We start from the raw sequence: 14897 nt of genomic DNA, 5'->3' as shown, positions 1-14897 counted from the left end.
TCCTCAGTGTTTCACAGTCCGGATCGCAGCCCAGACCTTCTGGGGCGTTGCCGGCATGGTGATGTTTTCTGTACCGATCGCGTCGGTAATGGCGTTGATGACCGCCGGCGGCGAACCAATCGCGCCTGCCTCGCCGCAGCCCTTGAGGCCGAGCGGATTGGACGGCGACGGCGTGCTGGAGGTCGACACCTTGAACGACGGCAGGTCGCCGGCACGTGGCATGGTGTAGTCCATGTAACTTGCCGTCAGTAACTGTCCCGTTTCGTCGTAGTTCGCGCCTTCCAGCAGCGCTTGGCCGACGCCTTGCGCCACGCCGCCATGGACCTGGCCTTCGACGATCATCGGATTGATGATGTTGCCGAAATCGTCGGCAGCCACGAACTGCACAATGTCGGTATGGCCCGTCTCCGGGTCGATCTCGACTTCGCAGATATAGCAACCCGCCGGGAAGGTGAAATTGGCCGGATCGTAAAACGCGGTTTCTTTCAGGCCTGGCTCCATACCGGCAGGCAGATTGTGTGCGGTATAGGCTGCGAGCGCCATCTGGAACCACGGCACTGACTTGTCGGTGCCCGCAACCTTCAATTCGCCGTTCTCGATGACAATGTCGCTCTCATCGGCTTCAAGCAGATGTGCCGCGATCTTCCTGGCCTTGGCTTCGACCTTGTCGAGAGCCTTGACGATGGCCGACATGCCGACCGCTCCGGATCGTGAACCGTAGGTGCCCATGCCCATCTGCACCTTGTCCGTATCGCCATGAACGATGGAGATGGAATCCAGCGGCACGGAAAGGCGCTGCGCCACAAGTTGCGAAAATGTCGTCTCATGGCCCTGACCGTGGCTGTGCGAGCCGGTCAACACTTCGATAGTGCCGACCGCGTTCACGCGAACCTCGGCCGATTCCCACAGGCCGACGCCGGCGCCAAGACTGCCCACTGCCGCAGAGGGAGCGATGCCACATGCCTCGATGTAGCAGGAAAAGCCAATGCCGCGCAGCTTGCCGGCCTTCTTCGCTTTCGCCCGGCGCTTCTCGAACCCGGCATAGTCCGCTTCTTTCATCGCAGCATCGAGCGAGGTGGCGAAATCACCGGCATCGTAATTCATGATGACCGGTGTCTGGTGCGGGAAGGCGGTGATGAAATTCTTGCGGCGAAGCTCCGCCGGCGACATGCCGAACTGGCGCGCAGCCACCTCCATCATCCGCTCAACGTTGAAGGCCGCCTCGGGGCGCCCTGCCCCGCGATAGGCATCGACGGGCGCCGTGTTCGTGTAGATCGCCTTCACATTGGCGTGTATGGCAGGAATATCGTACTGCCCCGACAAAAGCGTCGCGTAGAGATAGGTTGGCGTCGCCGATGAAAACAGCGACATATAGGCTCCGAGATTGGCCTTGGTCTCCACCTTGAAGCCGAGAATCTTGTGATCCTCGTCGAAGGCCATGGCGCAATGGCTGTGGTGGTCGCGGCCATGCGCATCGCACAGGAAGCTTTCGGTACGGTCGGCCACCCATTTGACCGGCACGCCGGTCTTTTTGGAGGCCCACAGGCAGACGATCTCTTCCGGGTAGATATAGATCTTCGAGCCGAAGCCGCCGCCGACATCGGGGGCGATGACACGCAGCTTGTTTTCAGGCGCGACATTGTAGAAGGCGCTCATCACCAGGCGCGCGACATGCGGGTTCTGCGACGTCGTCCAGCAGGTATAGTGATCCTCGGCCTTGTCATAGTGGCCAAGGGCCGCTCGCGGCTCCATGGCGTTTGGAACCAGACGGTTATTGATGATGTCCATTTCAACGACATGAGCGGCCTTCTTGAAGGCAGCCTCCGTCTCATCGGCATTGCCGATATCCCAGTCAAAAATCAGGTTGTTTTCGGCTTCGGGATGAATTTGCGGCGCGCCCTTGTCCATCGCCTTGGAAGCATCGGTAACCGATTTCAATTCCTTATAGGTGATTTCCACCGCCTCCGCGGCGTCGCGCGCCTGTCCTTTGGTGTCGGCGACGACGACGACGACAGCATCACCGACATAGCGCACCTTGTCGACGGCGAGCGCCGACCAGGCACCCATTTTCATCGGCGTGCCATCCCTGGAATGGATCATCCAGCCGCAAATGAGATTGCCGATCCCGTCTGCTTTGAGTTCCTTGCCGGTCAGAACACCGATAACGCCGGGCATGGCTTGCGCCGCCTTCACGTCGATCTTCCTGATTTGCGCATGCGCATAGGGGCTGCGCACAAAAACCGCATGCTTCATGCCGGGCACCACCATGTCATCGACATAGCGACCACCACCGGTGATAAATCTCTTGTCTTCCTTGCGCGCGACCCGTGCGCCTATGCCTTCAACGCCCATGCGAATTCTCCTCCGTGGCGAGAAAGTCGGCAATTGCAGCCGGCGGTCAAAAACTTTGTGCCGAGCCGCTCCCGATCTCCTCGCGCCAACCCGATATTGCCGACGGCCTAATGTCGACTGCCGGTCACGCCGCCCTCTTCGTCCTTGTTTTCGATCCCTTCGCCATCGTTTTGGACGCCGCGAGGATCGCCTTGACGATGTTATGATAGCCGGTGCAGCGACAGATGTTACCTTCCAGTTCGGTGCGCACCGTTGCCTCGTCGAGACCTTCCGGATGGCGGGCAATCATGTCGGTAGCCGTCATGATCATGCCGGGCGTGCAGAAGCCGCATTGCAGACCATGATGCTCCTTGAAAGCAGCCTGAACCGGATGCAGATCGCCGCCATTCGCCAGTCCCTCGATGGTCAGGATCTCAGATCCCGACGCCTGGACGGCCAGCATCGTGCACGATTTCACCGCCTTGCCATCCACATGGATTACGCACGCTCCACACTGGGAGGTGTCGCATCCGACATGGGTGCCCGTAAGCCCGAGATTCTCGCGCAGGAAATGGACCAAAAGCGTGCGATCTTCGACAGTGCCGCTCACCCGTCTGCCGTTCACCGTCAACGAAACGTCCGACATGAAACCTCCCTGGGTCTGAAACCTTGGTGCTGATCGCAAGCGCTCGCATATGCCTGCCGAGCACTATTCTTGCACGGCATAACATCAGGGGCCAGCCCCTCCAATTCCGAGAATGCAGCCCGCCCTGAAAACCGTATATTGTACTTTCGGCCACGCCGCGATGCGATGCCTGCACCAGACACCATTGCCAAACCGCCAATTGCCGTGAACAATATTCTGCGCGGCGAGAAGCCGTTGAGAATAGCCGCAACGCCCAAGGGAGGAGCCCGTGGCTTGCTCGCATGCGAGTTATTCATGCGGTCTTTCGGTGCTCAGTTCCGACGAGCCCGATGCTGATGCCTTTGCCGCAGCCGTCGCCGCCGAAGCCGCCGCGATGGGCGCCGGCTTTGCTCTGATCTTCTTTTCGCAAAGCCTCGTCGAGGCATCCGTTCTGACGGCAGCCATCCAGCGCCACGCACCGGCCTTGCTTTATGCCGGCTGCTCTACGGCCGGCGAGATCACGCCGCAGGGGCTGGACGAAGGCCACATGCTGGCCATGCTCTTTCCCGGCGCCACCTTTGCCGCCGTGAGCACAATGGTCGAGAGCTTGGCTGCAACCAGCATGGACACGATTACCAGCGAGGTCGAGAAACTGAGACGCGCATTGGGAGACGGCACACAGAAAGCCAGGGACCATACCTTCGCGCTGTGCTTCATCGATGGGCTTTCTCACGCAGAAGAGGCCGTCACATCGGCGATCCATTGGGGACTGGACGATATTCCCCTGATTGGCGGTTCGGCCGGCGACAACCTTAAATTTGAGACCACCCGACTGATCTCAAACGGTCGCGTCGCGTCCGACTCGGCTATTGTCGTGCTGATCTCCACCGAAATCCCCTTCCATGTCTTCAAGACCGACAATTTCGAACCAACCGACGACAAACTGGTGGTGACAGCGTCCGACCCCGACCAGCGCATCGTGCTGGAATTCAACGCTTCCAGCGCCGCTGGCGAATATGCTGCTTCCGCCGGCATCGAACCGCGGGCTCTGGCGCCGCTCAATTTTGCTTCGCATCCCGTCGTGGTCAAAGTCGGCGGCGAATATTACTGCCGTTCGATCCAGAAAGTGCTTCCAGACGGAGGGCTGTCCTTCTTTTGCGCAGTCGACGATGGCGTCGTACTTTCGGTGGCGCAGCCCAAAAGCATGGTAGAGACGACGCGAACTGCGCTGGAGGAGGTCGAAACGCGACTTGGTGGCATCGACATGGTGCTCGGCTTCGACTGCGTGCTGCGCCGGCTCGATGCGCTGAACCGACAGGTGTTTCGTGAAATCTCCGAGCTATACCGGACCAACCGGGTGATCGGTTTCGGCACCTATGGAGAACAGTACCGTTCCATGCACCTCAACCAGACCTTCATCGGCATAGCCTTCGGACAGAGACAGCCCGTGAAGCAACGAGACAAAGATGCCGCTGCGTGAAATCGACGACATAGAGCGGCTTAAGAAGATCAACGCCGCCCTGATCAGCAGGGTAGAGCGTTCGATGGAGCAACAAGGCAACGCCTTCTCACTGTTCCAGACGGCGATCTCGCTGGAACAAAGGGTTCGCACACGCACGGAAGAACTCCACTCGACCTTGCGCCGGCTGGAACAATCGAATCTCGATCTGATTTCCGCCAAGGAAAGTGCCGAACAGGCAAATCTGTCGAAGACCCGTTTCCTCGCGGCCGCCAGCCATGACGTATTGCAACCATTGAATGCCGCGCATCTTTCAGTATCCGCTCTTGCTGAAATCCAGACCAGTGAGGAAGGCCGCAAACTGGTGCGCCAGGTCGAGCGTTCTCTCGAAACCATGGGCGATCTGCTGCACACCCTGCTCGATATCTCGAAGCTGGATGCCGGCGTGACCCGGCCCGATATCTGCGACGTCCATCTTGAAACACTGTTTTCTTCGCTCCGCTCCGACTTCGAACCGGTGGCGGCGATGAAGAATCTCAAGCTGAAATTTCGTCCCGTCAACGCCATGGTGCGCTCCGACCGGACGCTTCTGCGCCGCATTTTGCAGAACATTCTGTCCAATGCCCTACGCTACACGCGGTCGGGCGGTGTTTTGGTGGGAACCCGCAACCGGGGCGAAACCATGCGCATCGATGTCGCCGATACCGGTTGCGGCATCCCCGACGATCAGCGCGAGGCGGTTTTTGAGGAATTCCACCGCGGGCCTCGTGTCGCCGATGCCGAACTCGCCGGCGGCGGACTTGGCCTGGGCCTGGCGATCGTGCGCCGTATGGCCGATACGCTCGACCACCCTGTGACTTTCTCCTCGACTGTTGGTCGCGGCACCATTTTCCATATCGATGTTCCGGTCGCAGCAACCGTTACTGCCCATAGCATGAGCGCATTGCCGGACATGCAACGGCCACGCGGCTACGGCCTGTTTGGAACAAGAGTGCTATTGGTGGAGAACGACCCCGATGTTCTTCAGGCTATGGCGTCATTGCTCGAACGCTGGCGTTGCACCGTACGCGCAGCCAGTTCCACGAGCGAGGCGCTCGACACCCTCGGCGACACCGCCTGGACACCTGACATCGTGATAGCTGACCAGCATCTGGACGGTGGAGATCTGGGCTCTGCCACGATCGATGAGGTCCGCGCCTATCTTGGCCGCCCGGTACCGGCGCTTATCGTGACTGCCGATCCTTCCGAAACCGTGATCCAGGCGGCGCGCGCCGCTGGCATCGACCTGATGCTCAAACCGCTCAAACCAGCGCAATTGCGCGCGCTGTTGGCGCATCTTCTGGCATAGCGCCAACCCGCCGCACCTGTTTCTTGCTTGAAGCCTCGCCAAGCATCACCACATGCGGCAGGTCAAAGACAAACAACAAGGGAAACAGCGCATGAAATGCCCAATCGACGACACCGACCTCGCAATGGCCGATCGCCAGGGCATCGAGGTTGACTATTGCCCCAAATGCCGCGGCGTGTGGCTGGATCGCGGGGAACTAGACAAGATCATCGAGCGTAGCGCAGCTGAACAGGCGCCTCGTTCAAGTGGCCATGAGCGCCCGCGGGACGACGGCCGTTATCGTGACGACCGTCATTACGGGTCAAAACCCTACAAAAAGAAGTCTCTTCTCGGCGAACTGTTCGATTTCTGATTCTGTCAGAATAAACCGGGGCCGAATCCTGTCGGTTCAGCCTCGGCCTTTCAAAATCCCGTCTGATCCCGAAACAGATCGGCGTTGTCGAGCTTGGAAATCTCGATCACGGCCTGCGTGCGGCTATAGACATTGAGCTTACGCAGTATTTCTGAAACATGCGCCTTTACAGTTGTCTCACCGACTTGCAGCTTATAGGCAATCTGCTTGTTGAGCAGACCCTGCCGCAGCATCTGAAGCACACGCAATTGCTGGGGTGTCAGCTTCGCCAGTCGCTGCACCATGTCGGCACGATCCAGTTCCTCGTCACCCGGCGGCCTGCTTTCGTAAGTCTCCGGTACGTAAATCTGGCCCTCCATCACAGAACGGATGGCGAAAGCCAGATCACTCTTGCGTGCCGATTTGGGAATAAAGCCGGCCACGCCATAGGATAGCGCCTCGGTGATGACCTTCGGTTCTTCGTGACCGGACACGATCACCACCGGCAGCCTCGGATAACGCGTCCGCAATTGCAGAAGTCCTTCGAAACCATGCACGTCCGGCATGGACAGATCGAGCAGTGCCAGATCGAAGGGTTTTGGATCGGCCAGAATGTCGAGCGCCTCGGCAATGGTGCGGGCCTCGACCGTATCGACTTCCGGATAAGCCATCTGCACGGCACTATGAAGCGCCTCGCGAAACAGCGGATGATCGTCGATGATCAGAAATCGGGCGGTTTCGTTGCTGGCATTCATAGTGACGGCCTCGGCTCGAATCCGTTCATACTAACCATATGGCTTGGCGGCGATCATAGGAAAATAGTACACCGCAGCACCGACATGGCCAGCACCTTGCAAACGGCCGGACCCGCCGTCTTCAAAATCGTGGCCGCGTGTCGCACACAGACAGGATCGTTCATGAGCGCCTTTATCATACAGCCCCCCGAAACGCCGTCCGTCGCGATTGCCGGCAGTGAGAAACGCTTCGCAGTGCGGCGTATCGTCTGCGTTGGGCGCAATTATGCCGCCCATGCGCGCGAACTCGGCAATGACGAGCGCGATCCGCCCTTCTTCTTCACCAAGCCGGCGGATGCGGTAGTGGATTCGGGAACGACAATCCCCTTCCCGCCGCTGACCGAAAATCTTCACCACGAGGTCGAACTGGTTGTGGCTATCGGCAAGGCCGGCAGCGATATCGCGCGTGACGGCGCACTCGGCCACATCTGGGGCTACGGTGTCGGCATCGATCTCACCCGCCGCGACCTGCAGGACATTGCCAAGAAGGCGGCAAGGCCATGGGACTGGGCAAAGGCCTTCGACCGTTCCGCGCCTTGTGGTTCTCTGGTCGAGGCCAGCAAATCCGGCCATCCGGAACAAGGCCGCATATGGCTCGCCGTCAATGGCGAAGTGAAGCAGGATGGCGACATTGCGGCAATGATCTGGCCCGTTGCCGACATTGTATCTATCTGCAGCCAGTCCATCGAATTGCGGCCTGGCGACCTCATTTTCACAGGCACGCCGGCAGGCGTCGGACCGATCCTGCCTGGTGACCGGCTTACCGGCGGCGTGGACGGGATCGGGGACATCGAGATCACCTTCGAGCAACAGGCATAAACGGAATAGCTTTGCTCGCCGATATCGAATAGCCATTTCATCATTGATCTCGCGGAGGCTGCCATGAAAGCCGTCATGTTCGAAAGATTCGGGGAAGCCCCGGAAATTCGCACGGTGCCGGACCCGACGCCGTCTGCCGAAGGCGTCGTCATCAAGGTCGAGGCAACCGGGTTTTGCCGCAGCGACTGGCACGGCTGGATGGGACACGACCCCGATATTCGCTTGCCGCATGTGCCGGGCCATGAGCTTGCCGGAATCGTCGTTGCGGCTGGAAAGCAGGTTACTCGCTGGCGCCCCGGCCAACGCGTGACCGTGCCTTTCGTCGCCGCCTGTGGGCGTTGTGTCGAATGCGCGTCCGGCAATCATCAGGTCTGCGAGCACCAGTTTCAACCCGGTTTCACCGCCTGGGGCTCGTTTGCCGAATATGTGGCGATCGACTTTGCCGACACCAATCTCGTCGCTCTGCCCGAAGACATGGATTTCGCCACCGCCGCCAGCCTCGGCTGCCGCTTCGTCACGTCTTTCCGCGCCATTGTCGATCAAGGCCGCGTGACGCCGGGCGAATGGGTAGCGGTGCATGGCTGCGGCGGGGTTGGCCTATCGGCCGTAATGATCGCCTCGGCCATGGGCGCCAATGTCATTGCCATCGACCTGACCGAAGAAAAGCTGAACTTTGCCAAACAGCTCGGCGCCGTCGCGACCATCAATGCCTCGACTACACCCAATGTGGTCAAGGCGGTCAAGCAGATCACCAATGGCGGCGCGCATATGTCGATGGACGCGCTCGGCCATCCTGCAACTTGCAACAATTCGATCTCGAACCTGCGCCGGCGCGGGCGCCATGTGCAGGTCGGCCTGATGCTGGGCGAACATACGAGCGCCGCGATACCTATGGCCAAGGTCATTGCCTACGAACTAGAAATCCGCGGCAGCCATGGCATGCAGGCTTTCCGCTATCGTGCCATGCTGGACATGATCCGCGCTGGCCGCTTGCAACCCGAGCGCCTGATCGGCAAACGGATCGGCCTTGAAGATGCACCGGCGGCCCTGATGGCAATGAGCGATTTCGAAGGCATCGGCATCGGCGTGGTGACACGCTTCTGACCCGACTGGCGATTGCCAGCGAGGTCAGCCCTCTTTCACGACCTTCCTGCGCCGCTCATAGAGCATAGCCAGCGTCTCGGCTGTCAGTGCCGGCTTTTCCTCGCCTTCGATCTCGATCGTGTTGGCGAATTTCATCAGATATTGACCCGGCCCCTTATCCTCCATCGAAAGCAGTCTGGCGCTCAGGCGCACGCGCGAACCAACCTTGACGGGAGCGATGAAGCGCACCCGATCAAGCCCGTAATTGAAAGCCGCCTGCGTGTTTTCAGGGATGACGTTCATTTCCTGGGAGAGACAGCCGATGATCGACAGTGTCAGATAGCCGTGCGCGATCGTGGTGCGGAACGGGCTTTGCTTGTGCGCGCGCTCCGGATCGGTGTGAATCCACTGCTTGTCGCCAGTGCATTGGGCGAACTGGTCGATTCGCTCCTGATCGACCGTCATCCATGGCGACACGCCCAATTCCTGACCCACCATTGTCCTAAGTTGTTCATAGGTCGGTGGCGAAGTTGTCATTGGACGTCTCCTTCAGCCAGCATGGCAGCCACAATCAACGTCGTCGGCTGCATGGCATAGGTCCTCTCAATTCGTCCGCGTATCAATTGGTTCCTTCCAGTCTCATCGCCAAAACCGCCACAGGATAGGCAACAAACGCCTGTCGTCAATCGATGACAAACCGTTCCAATCCATAGAGTACAATTCCGGCCAAACCGCCAACAATCATGCCATTGAAGCGGATATATTGCAGGTCGCGACCGACATTGATCTCGATAAGCCGCGTAAGTTGCGCGAAATCCCAGCTCTTAACCTGATCGGCGATGAATTTCGACACGCCGCTCTTCTGGTTTTCCACGAATGAACCCAGCGCTACAACGAAACCCTGGTTCATGTCGTCCCGAATTTGCGGATCGGCTGTGAGTTGCTTGCCGATCTCCACGAACATGCCGGTCATCTGTCTGCGAATCGTCGAATCGGAGGCCGCCGCATCCTGTTCGATGAACTGCCGAAGGCTTTCCCACATCGTACCGGCCAGGCCGGTGAATTCCGGGCGCGCCATAAAATCCCGCTTCAGCAATTCAGCGCGGCGAGCATACTCTTCCGATGTTTTCAGCTTCTCGACAAAACGCCTGACGAAATGATCAAATTCGCGCCGCATGGGGTGAACGGGATCGGCATACACCTCCTCCAGCAGCGAACTTGCGGAGGCAACGATCTTTTTCAAAAGATAGGCATCGGCACGAAACAGGTTGAACAGCGACGGCAATTCCTCCCGGACCTTGTCGCGCATTGCCGTCAGCGCCTGCTCGTCATTGAGAAAGCGGCCGATCACCTTAATGAATTCGTCGAATAACATCTGATGGCGGCGTTCATCCGTGAAAGTGGACAAAAGCTCGGCAGCCAGCGGCGCAACCTGTACCTTTTCGATCTGCGCCCTCATGCGGGCGGCGACAAAGTCGCTCAATCCGGATTGCTCGACTGCGGTGAGCATTTGCGGAACCAAACGCGCGACGAAGCGCGAAAGCCCGGCGGACCGCTTCTCATCCGTCAGCCAGTCTGCGACGAGGACCGCGAAATCGACCTCCTCTAGCTTTTCGCGCACCGGACCGGGTGCCAGGAAGTTTATTTCGATGAAGCGACCGAGATTGTCCGCTATCCGGTCCCGGTTGGCCGGAATAATGGCGGTATGCGGGATAGGCAGGCCGAGCGGGCGCTTGAACAGCGCGACCACCGCATACCAGTCTGCCAACCCGCCGATGATGGCTGCTTCCGCAAACGCCGCGACGAAGCCCAGTCCCGGATAGCGCCCTTCCAGTATTTTCGCGGCGATAAACAACGCCGCACAAAGGCCGAGTGCGCCCGCCGCAACGATTTTCGTGCGTCGCAGCGCGGCAAGCTTCGCCATGCTGTCGGCGTCAACCGTCACATCGGCTGGATTTCGAATCGATTCTGGCACGGTCACTGCTCCGCTTTCCCTGACGGGCTGAACCTATCCGAATAGCATTTCGACAACCAAAAGCCTTTCGTCCTTTTCTCAGGAAAGGTCGGCAAAAGGCTGGCAAGTCGTCGGCCGGGACTGTAGTTGTTCCACCCCGACCAAATGGAGACGAGCCCGATGGCGAACCGCAACATCGATAACGCCTTCACCGCCCGTGGCAGCAAGGGGGCTTCATACGAGCCGACCTATGCAGGAGCGCTGTCATTCATGCGCCGCCGCTACACCAAGAACGTCAAGGAGGCGGATGCGGTCGTGTGGGGCATCCCGTTCGACGCCGCCGTCACCAACCGGCCGGGCGCGCGCTTCGGACCGCAAGCCATCCGTCGCGCCTCCGCCATCTTCGACAACGACCCGCAATATCCCTTTGCCCGCGACCTGTTCGAAAACCTCGCCGTAGTGGATTATGGCGACTGCCTGCTCGACAGCGGCAATCACGCCGGGGCACCCGCCGCCATCGAGCGCGAAGCGACTAAAGTCCTGAAATCCGGTGCGTTCCTGCTGACACTGGGCGGCGACCACTTCGTCACCTATCCGGTGCTGAAAGCCTATGCCGCCATTCACGGCCCGCTGGCGCTGGTACAGTTCGACGCGCATCAGGACACTTGGCCGGACGACGGCAAGCGCATCGATCACGGCTCTTTCGTTACCCGCGCGGTCAGAGAAGGCATCATCGACGCCGACCGCTCGATCCAGATCGGCATCCGCACCCATGCCCCCGACACGTTCGGCATCAAGATCCTGCATGGCCATGAGATCGACGAAATGCGCGCCTCCGACATCGCTTATGCCATTGTCGAGCGCACAGGCGGCAGGAAGACCTATGTCACCTTCGATATCGACTGCCTCGACCCGGCCTATGCGCCCGGCACCGGCACGCCGGTGGCCGGCGGTCCTTCCTCGGCACGCATTCTTTCGACGCTGCGTCAACTCGGCCAGATCGATATTGTCGGCGCCGATATCGTGGAGGTTGCGCCGGCCTACGATCACGCCGATATAACGGCCATAGCGGGCTCGACCGTGGCCCAGCACTATCTGGGCCTTCTGGCTGAGCGCAAGGCCCGGCTCTCCGGCACCGAGCCGGATCAGGGCCTGAACATCTGAATCTCGGGTTTTGAATACTGGAACGGCAGGCATGACACAAAAAATCTTCATCGACGGCGAGCACGGCACGACCGGCTTGCAGATCAGGGCGCGGCTTGCCGAGCGCAACGACATCGAGATCATTTCGGTGCCCGCCGAGCGCCGCAAGGACCGCGACGCCCGCGCCGAGTTCCTCAACGCCGCCGATATCGCCATTCTGTGCCTGCCGGATGACGCTGCCAAGGAAAGTGTGGCGCTGATTGCCAATGACACGACACGCGTCATCGATGCCTCGACCGCCCATCGTACAGCGGACGACTGGACCTATGGTTTTGCCGAAATGGACCGTGACCAGGCCGGGCACATCGCTTCAGCCAGGTGGGTCGCCAACCCCGGCTGCTGGCCGCAAGGACCGATCGCCATGCTGCGACCGCTGGTTTCAACCGGCCTCGTACCGGCCGATTATCCGGTTACAGTGAGCGGCATCTCCGGCTATTCCGGCGGCGGTCGCACGATGATCGAGGCCTATGAGGCGAAAGGTGAAAACGCTGTTGGATTCATGCCTTACGGCCTCACTCTCAAGCACAAGCATGTGCCCGAACTGCGTCTTTATGCCGGGCTTTTACAAGATCCGATCATGCAGCCGGCGGTCGGCAATTTCGCCCAGGGCATGATAACCGTCGTGCCGTTGCAGCTTTCACAACTGCCGCGCGTGCCGAAGGGCGCAGACCTGCACGCGGCCATCGCCGATCACTATGCCGCAATCAAGAATAGTGCCGTGGAAGTCGCACCCTTCGAGATTGTCGAGCGTCTGCCGGAACTCCAGCCGGAAGAATACAACGACACCAACCGTATGAAGCTCCATGTCTTCGCCAATGACGACCGGGCACAGGCCCTGCTGGTTGCCGTCTACGACAATCTCGGCAAGGGCGCTTCAGGCGCCGCCGTGCAGAATCTCGACCTGATGCTGGGCCTTGGCGCGTGACGGCTGCATCCAGCTTTCCTGCAAGCTGGAATGCCGATAATGCCATCCTGATCGCCGAGACATTTTCCAGCCGCATCTTCAAGGTGCGGTTGGCCGATAGCACGCCGGCAATCGTCAAGGCCCTGAAACCGTTCGACGATGCCGAGGACGAATTGCGCGGCGCACATCTGCTCGCCTGGCGTGACGGTGTCGGTGCGGTACGGATTCTCGCCCAGCACGGCCGAAACATGCTGCTCGAATATGCCGGCGAGACGATGCTTACTCATGTTCTGCAAGGCGAAGGCGACAATGCCGCCAGCGAAATTGCCGCCGAGGTGATGGCGAAGCTGCATTCAGCCTCCAGCCAGCCCGTCCCGCCCGATCTCCAGCCGCTGCGAGAGCGATTCCGCGACCTGTTCGCCAAGGCACAGGCTGACGACAGAGCCGATCGAAAAAGCCTTTACGGCGAAGCCGCATCCCTCGCAAAGCGGCTCTTGTCGAATCAGGATGATATCCGCCCGCTACATGGCGACCTGCACCATGAAAACATCATGCACGGTAGGCGCGGCTGGCTGGCCATCGACCCCAAGGGCGTCCTCGGCGATCCTTGCTTCGATGCCGCCAACATGCTCTATAATCCGCTGGACCGCGACGATCTGTGCCTCGATCCCACACGCATCGCCGACATGACGAAAATCTTTTCGCGCCGGCTCGGCCTTGACCCACGCCGCCTGCTCGACTTCGCCTTCTGTTATGGTTGCCTGTCAGCGGCCTGGCATGCGAGCGACGGCAACGACACGGACGAGAACCGTGAACTCGCCGTGGCCGCAGCTATCTCCAGGGTGCGCGCGCTCAACTTCTGACGACGATCTCGTGCGGTAGCGGATAGGCGCCCTTGGTGCCGCGCCAGTGTGCCGTGGCGAAGATCAGCACCACCATGGCAATCACCTGATGGGTCAGCGCCACATCGAGCGGCACATGCATGAGCAGCGTGGCGACGCCAAGCCCCGCCTGTGCGAGTGCCAGCGCCAGCAGCACCCAAGCCCGCCGCGCATGGGTCGAGCCCGGCAAGGCGCGGCTGGTGGCGATTGCATGCCACAAGATCACCACCAGCACCGTATAGGCAAACATGCGGTGGATGAACTGCACGGTCTTCGGATTCTCGAACAGATTGCGCCAGGCAGGCTCGATAACAAAAAGGTCGCCCGGAATGATCGCGCCATCCATCAATGGCCAGGTATTGTAGGAAAGCCCGGCATGCAGGCCGGCAACCAGCCCACCCAGATAGATCTGGAACAACACCATCAGCACCAGAATGCCGGCAAAGCGTTGCGTGCCGCGCGGCGCCGGCTCCTGCGAATAGGTCGCCAATCCGCGCGCAATATAGGCCGTTGCAATGATGATGATGCAGGCTGTCGTCAAATGCGTCGCCAGCCGGTATTGGCTGACCGACACGCGATTGACCAGTCCCGAGGCCACCATCCACCAACCGATGGCGCCTTGCAGACCGCCCAGAACCAGAAGCCCGACGAGGCGCGGCTTCAGCCTGTTTTCGAGCCGTCCGGTGAGCCAGAAGAACAGCAGCGGGATGGCTACCAGGAAGCCGACGCCCCGCGCCAGAAGCCGATGCGACCACTCCCACCAGAAGATGCCCTTGAACTGGGCCATGGTCATGCCTTCGTTGATTTCGCGATATTGCGGAATCTGCTGGTATTTCTGGAACTCTTCCTGCCACTCCTGTGCGTTGAGCGGCGGGATGACACCATGGATCGGCTGCCATTCGGTGATCGAAAGGCCCGACCCTGTCATGCGCGTGGCTCCACCCACCATGACCAGCCCGACCAGCACAACAAGCACGACATAAAGCCAACTCCGCACCAGCAAGCGGTTGTGCAGATCGCGATCGCGTGCCAGTTCCGGTGCGGTTTGTGCGAGAGCAGTCATGGATAAGCCTTCCCGGCGGATGAGAGCCGTGAATGGAGTGGACCATAGGGCCTGCACAGGCAAGATCATAGAGCGCGGCACGCCGTCGCGCCGGTTTCACCG

General features: G+C 60.0%; 14 protein-coding genes. 8 read left to right on the top strand and 6 right to left on the bottom strand.

Translation table 11 applies throughout. From position 1 onward, the window contains the following. Positions 1–3: 3 nt before the first annotated feature. On the bottom strand, positions 4–2352 hold the full coding sequence (locus tag BFN67_RS01910) for a xanthine dehydrogenase family protein molybdopterin-binding subunit (RefSeq protein ID WP_080917873.1): 2349 nt from the start codon (positions 2350–2352) through the stop codon (positions 4–6). A 124-nt stretch (positions 2353–2476) separates the two neighbouring features. Next, positions 2477–2977: a (2Fe-2S)-binding protein gene (locus BFN67_RS01905; protein WP_080917872.1), complete on the bottom strand. Its 501-nt coding sequence runs from the start codon at positions 2975–2977 to the stop codon at positions 2477–2479. Positions 2978–3245: 268 nt separating this feature from the next. Between BFN67_RS01905 and BFN67_RS01900 the strand changes: the two genes are divergently transcribed. Genes BFN67_RS01900 through BFN67_RS01890 form a run of 3 tightly spaced genes read left to right on the top strand, consistent with a single transcriptional unit; the run spans position 3246 to position 6115 of the window. Continuing rightward, a complete protein-coding gene (locus BFN67_RS01900; protein ID WP_245295126.1) occupies positions 3246–4436 on the top strand; it encodes an FIST N-terminal domain-containing protein in 1191 nt (396 codons plus the stop codon). Further along, complete coding sequence (locus BFN67_RS01895) at positions 4423–5763, top strand: ATP-binding response regulator (RefSeq protein WP_080917871.1); 1341 nt, start codon at positions 4423–4425, stop codon at positions 5761–5763. The genes BFN67_RS01900 and BFN67_RS01895 overlap by 14 nt, the downstream gene beginning before the upstream one ends. A gap of 52 nt (positions 5764–5815) precedes the next feature. Further along, positions 5816–6115: a TFIIB-type zinc ribbon-containing protein gene (locus tag BFN67_RS01890; protein ID WP_425349724.1), complete on the top strand. Its 300-nt coding sequence runs from the start codon at positions 5816–5818 to the stop codon at positions 6113–6115. 50 nt (positions 6116–6165) lie between these two features. On the opposite strand, the gene BFN67_RS01885 is transcribed toward BFN67_RS01890, so the two are convergent. After that, positions 6166–6849 (bottom strand): response regulator, encoded by a 684-nt coding sequence (locus BFN67_RS01885; RefSeq protein ID WP_080917870.1) that lies wholly within the window; start codon positions 6847–6849, stop codon positions 6166–6168. Between the two features lie 162 nt (positions 6850–7011). Between BFN67_RS01885 and BFN67_RS01880 the strand changes: the two genes are divergently transcribed. Together BFN67_RS01880 and BFN67_RS01875 are read left to right on the top strand one after the other, a co-directional pair. Next, on the top strand, positions 7012–7707 hold the full coding sequence (locus tag BFN67_RS01880; RefSeq protein ID WP_080917943.1) for a fumarylacetoacetate hydrolase family protein: 696 nt from the start codon (positions 7012–7014) through the stop codon (positions 7705–7707). A 63-nt stretch (positions 7708–7770) separates the two neighbouring features. Further along, complete coding sequence (locus tag BFN67_RS01875; protein WP_080917869.1) at positions 7771–8811, top strand: zinc-dependent alcohol dehydrogenase family protein; 1041 nt, start codon at positions 7771–7773, stop codon at positions 8809–8811. Positions 8812–8835: 24 nt separating this feature from the next. Here BFN67_RS01875 and BFN67_RS01870 read toward each other — a convergent pair whose 3' ends face one another. Both BFN67_RS01870 and BFN67_RS01865 read right to left on the bottom strand, forming a co-directional pair. Next, the gene (locus BFN67_RS01870) at positions 8836–9327 is read right to left on the bottom strand and encodes a MaoC family dehydratase (RefSeq protein WP_080917868.1); all 492 of its coding nucleotides are present in this window, start codon (positions 9325–9327) and stop codon (positions 8836–8838) included. Positions 9328–9472: 145 nt separating this feature from the next. After that, positions 9473–10714 (bottom strand): DUF445 domain-containing protein, encoded by a 1242-nt coding sequence (locus BFN67_RS01865; RefSeq protein WP_080917942.1) that lies wholly within the window; start codon positions 10712–10714, stop codon positions 9473–9475. 210 nt (positions 10715–10924) lie between these two features. Here BFN67_RS01865 and speB point away from each other — a divergent pair, with 210 nt between their 5' ends. Genes speB through BFN67_RS01850 form a run of 3 tightly spaced genes read left to right on the top strand, consistent with a single transcriptional unit; the run spans position 10925 to position 13714 of the window. After that, complete coding sequence (gene speB, locus BFN67_RS01860; RefSeq protein WP_080917867.1) at positions 10925–11908, top strand: agmatinase; 984 nt, start codon at positions 10925–10927, stop codon at positions 11906–11908. 31 nt (positions 11909–11939) lie between these two features. Next, entirely contained in the window at positions 11940–12872 is a 933-nt protein-coding gene (gene argC / locus BFN67_RS01855; RefSeq protein WP_080917866.1) for an N-acetyl-gamma-glutamyl-phosphate reductase, read from the top strand. After that, entirely contained in the window at positions 12869–13714 is an 846-nt protein-coding gene (locus BFN67_RS01850; protein WP_080917865.1) for an aminoglycoside phosphotransferase family protein, read from the top strand. The genes argC and BFN67_RS01850 overlap by 4 nt, the downstream gene beginning before the upstream one ends. Here BFN67_RS01850 and BFN67_RS01845 read toward each other — a convergent pair. Next, positions 13704–14795 carry a COX15/CtaA family protein gene (locus BFN67_RS01845; protein WP_080917864.1) on the bottom strand — a complete coding sequence of 364 codons (1092 nt, stop codon included), beginning with the start codon at positions 14793–14795 and terminating at the stop codon, positions 13704–13706. The two genes, BFN67_RS01850 and BFN67_RS01845, sit on opposite strands and share 11 nt — an antisense overlap. Positions 14796–14897 lie beyond the last annotated feature (102 nt).

Source organism: Manganibacter manganicus (genome assembly GCF_002075885.1).
In the GTDB taxonomy this organism is placed as follows: Bacteria; Pseudomonadota; Alphaproteobacteria; order Rhizobiales; family Rhizobiaceae; genus Mesorhizobium; species Mesorhizobium manganicum.
This window is presented reverse-complemented; position numbering and strand designations above follow the sequence as displayed.

Coding starts and splice junctions, on each gene's coding strand:
- speB (WP_080917867.1), top strand. CDS start 10,925: ATGGCGAACCGCAACATCGATAACGCCTTCACCGCCCGTGGCAGCAAG.
- BFN67_RS01895 (WP_080917871.1), top strand. CDS start 4,423: ATGCCGCTGCGTGAAATCGACGACATAGAGCGGCTTAAGAAGATCAAC.
- BFN67_RS01890 (WP_425349724.1), top strand. CDS start 5,816: ATGCGGCAGGTCAAAGACAAACAACAAGGGAAACAGCGCATGAAATGC.
- BFN67_RS01870 (WP_080917868.1), bottom strand. CDS start 9,327: ATGACAACTTCGCCACCGACCTATGAACAACTTAGGACAATGGTGGGT.
- BFN67_RS01875 (WP_080917869.1), top strand. CDS start 7,771: ATGAAAGCCGTCATGTTCGAAAGATTCGGGGAAGCCCCGGAAATTCGC.
- BFN67_RS01880 (WP_080917943.1), top strand. CDS start 7,012: ATGAGCGCCTTTATCATACAGCCCCCCGAAACGCCGTCCGTCGCGATT.
- BFN67_RS01845 (WP_080917864.1), bottom strand. CDS start 14,795: ATGACTGCTCTCGCACAAACCGCACCGGAACTGGCACGCGATCGCGAT.
- BFN67_RS01885 (WP_080917870.1), bottom strand. CDS start 6,849: ATGAATGCCAGCAACGAAACCGCCCGATTTCTGATCATCGACGATCAT.
- BFN67_RS01910 (WP_080917873.1), bottom strand. CDS start 2,352: ATGGGCGTTGAAGGCATAGGCGCACGGGTCGCGCGCAAGGAAGACAAG.
- BFN67_RS01865 (WP_080917942.1), bottom strand. CDS start 10,714: ATGGCGAAGCTTGCCGCGCTGCGACGCACGAAAATCGTTGCGGCGGGC.
- BFN67_RS01905 (WP_080917872.1), bottom strand. CDS start 2,977: ATGTCGGACGTTTCGTTGACGGTGAACGGCAGACGGGTGAGCGGCACT.
- argC (WP_080917866.1), top strand. CDS start 11,940: ATGACACAAAAAATCTTCATCGACGGCGAGCACGGCACGACCGGCTTG.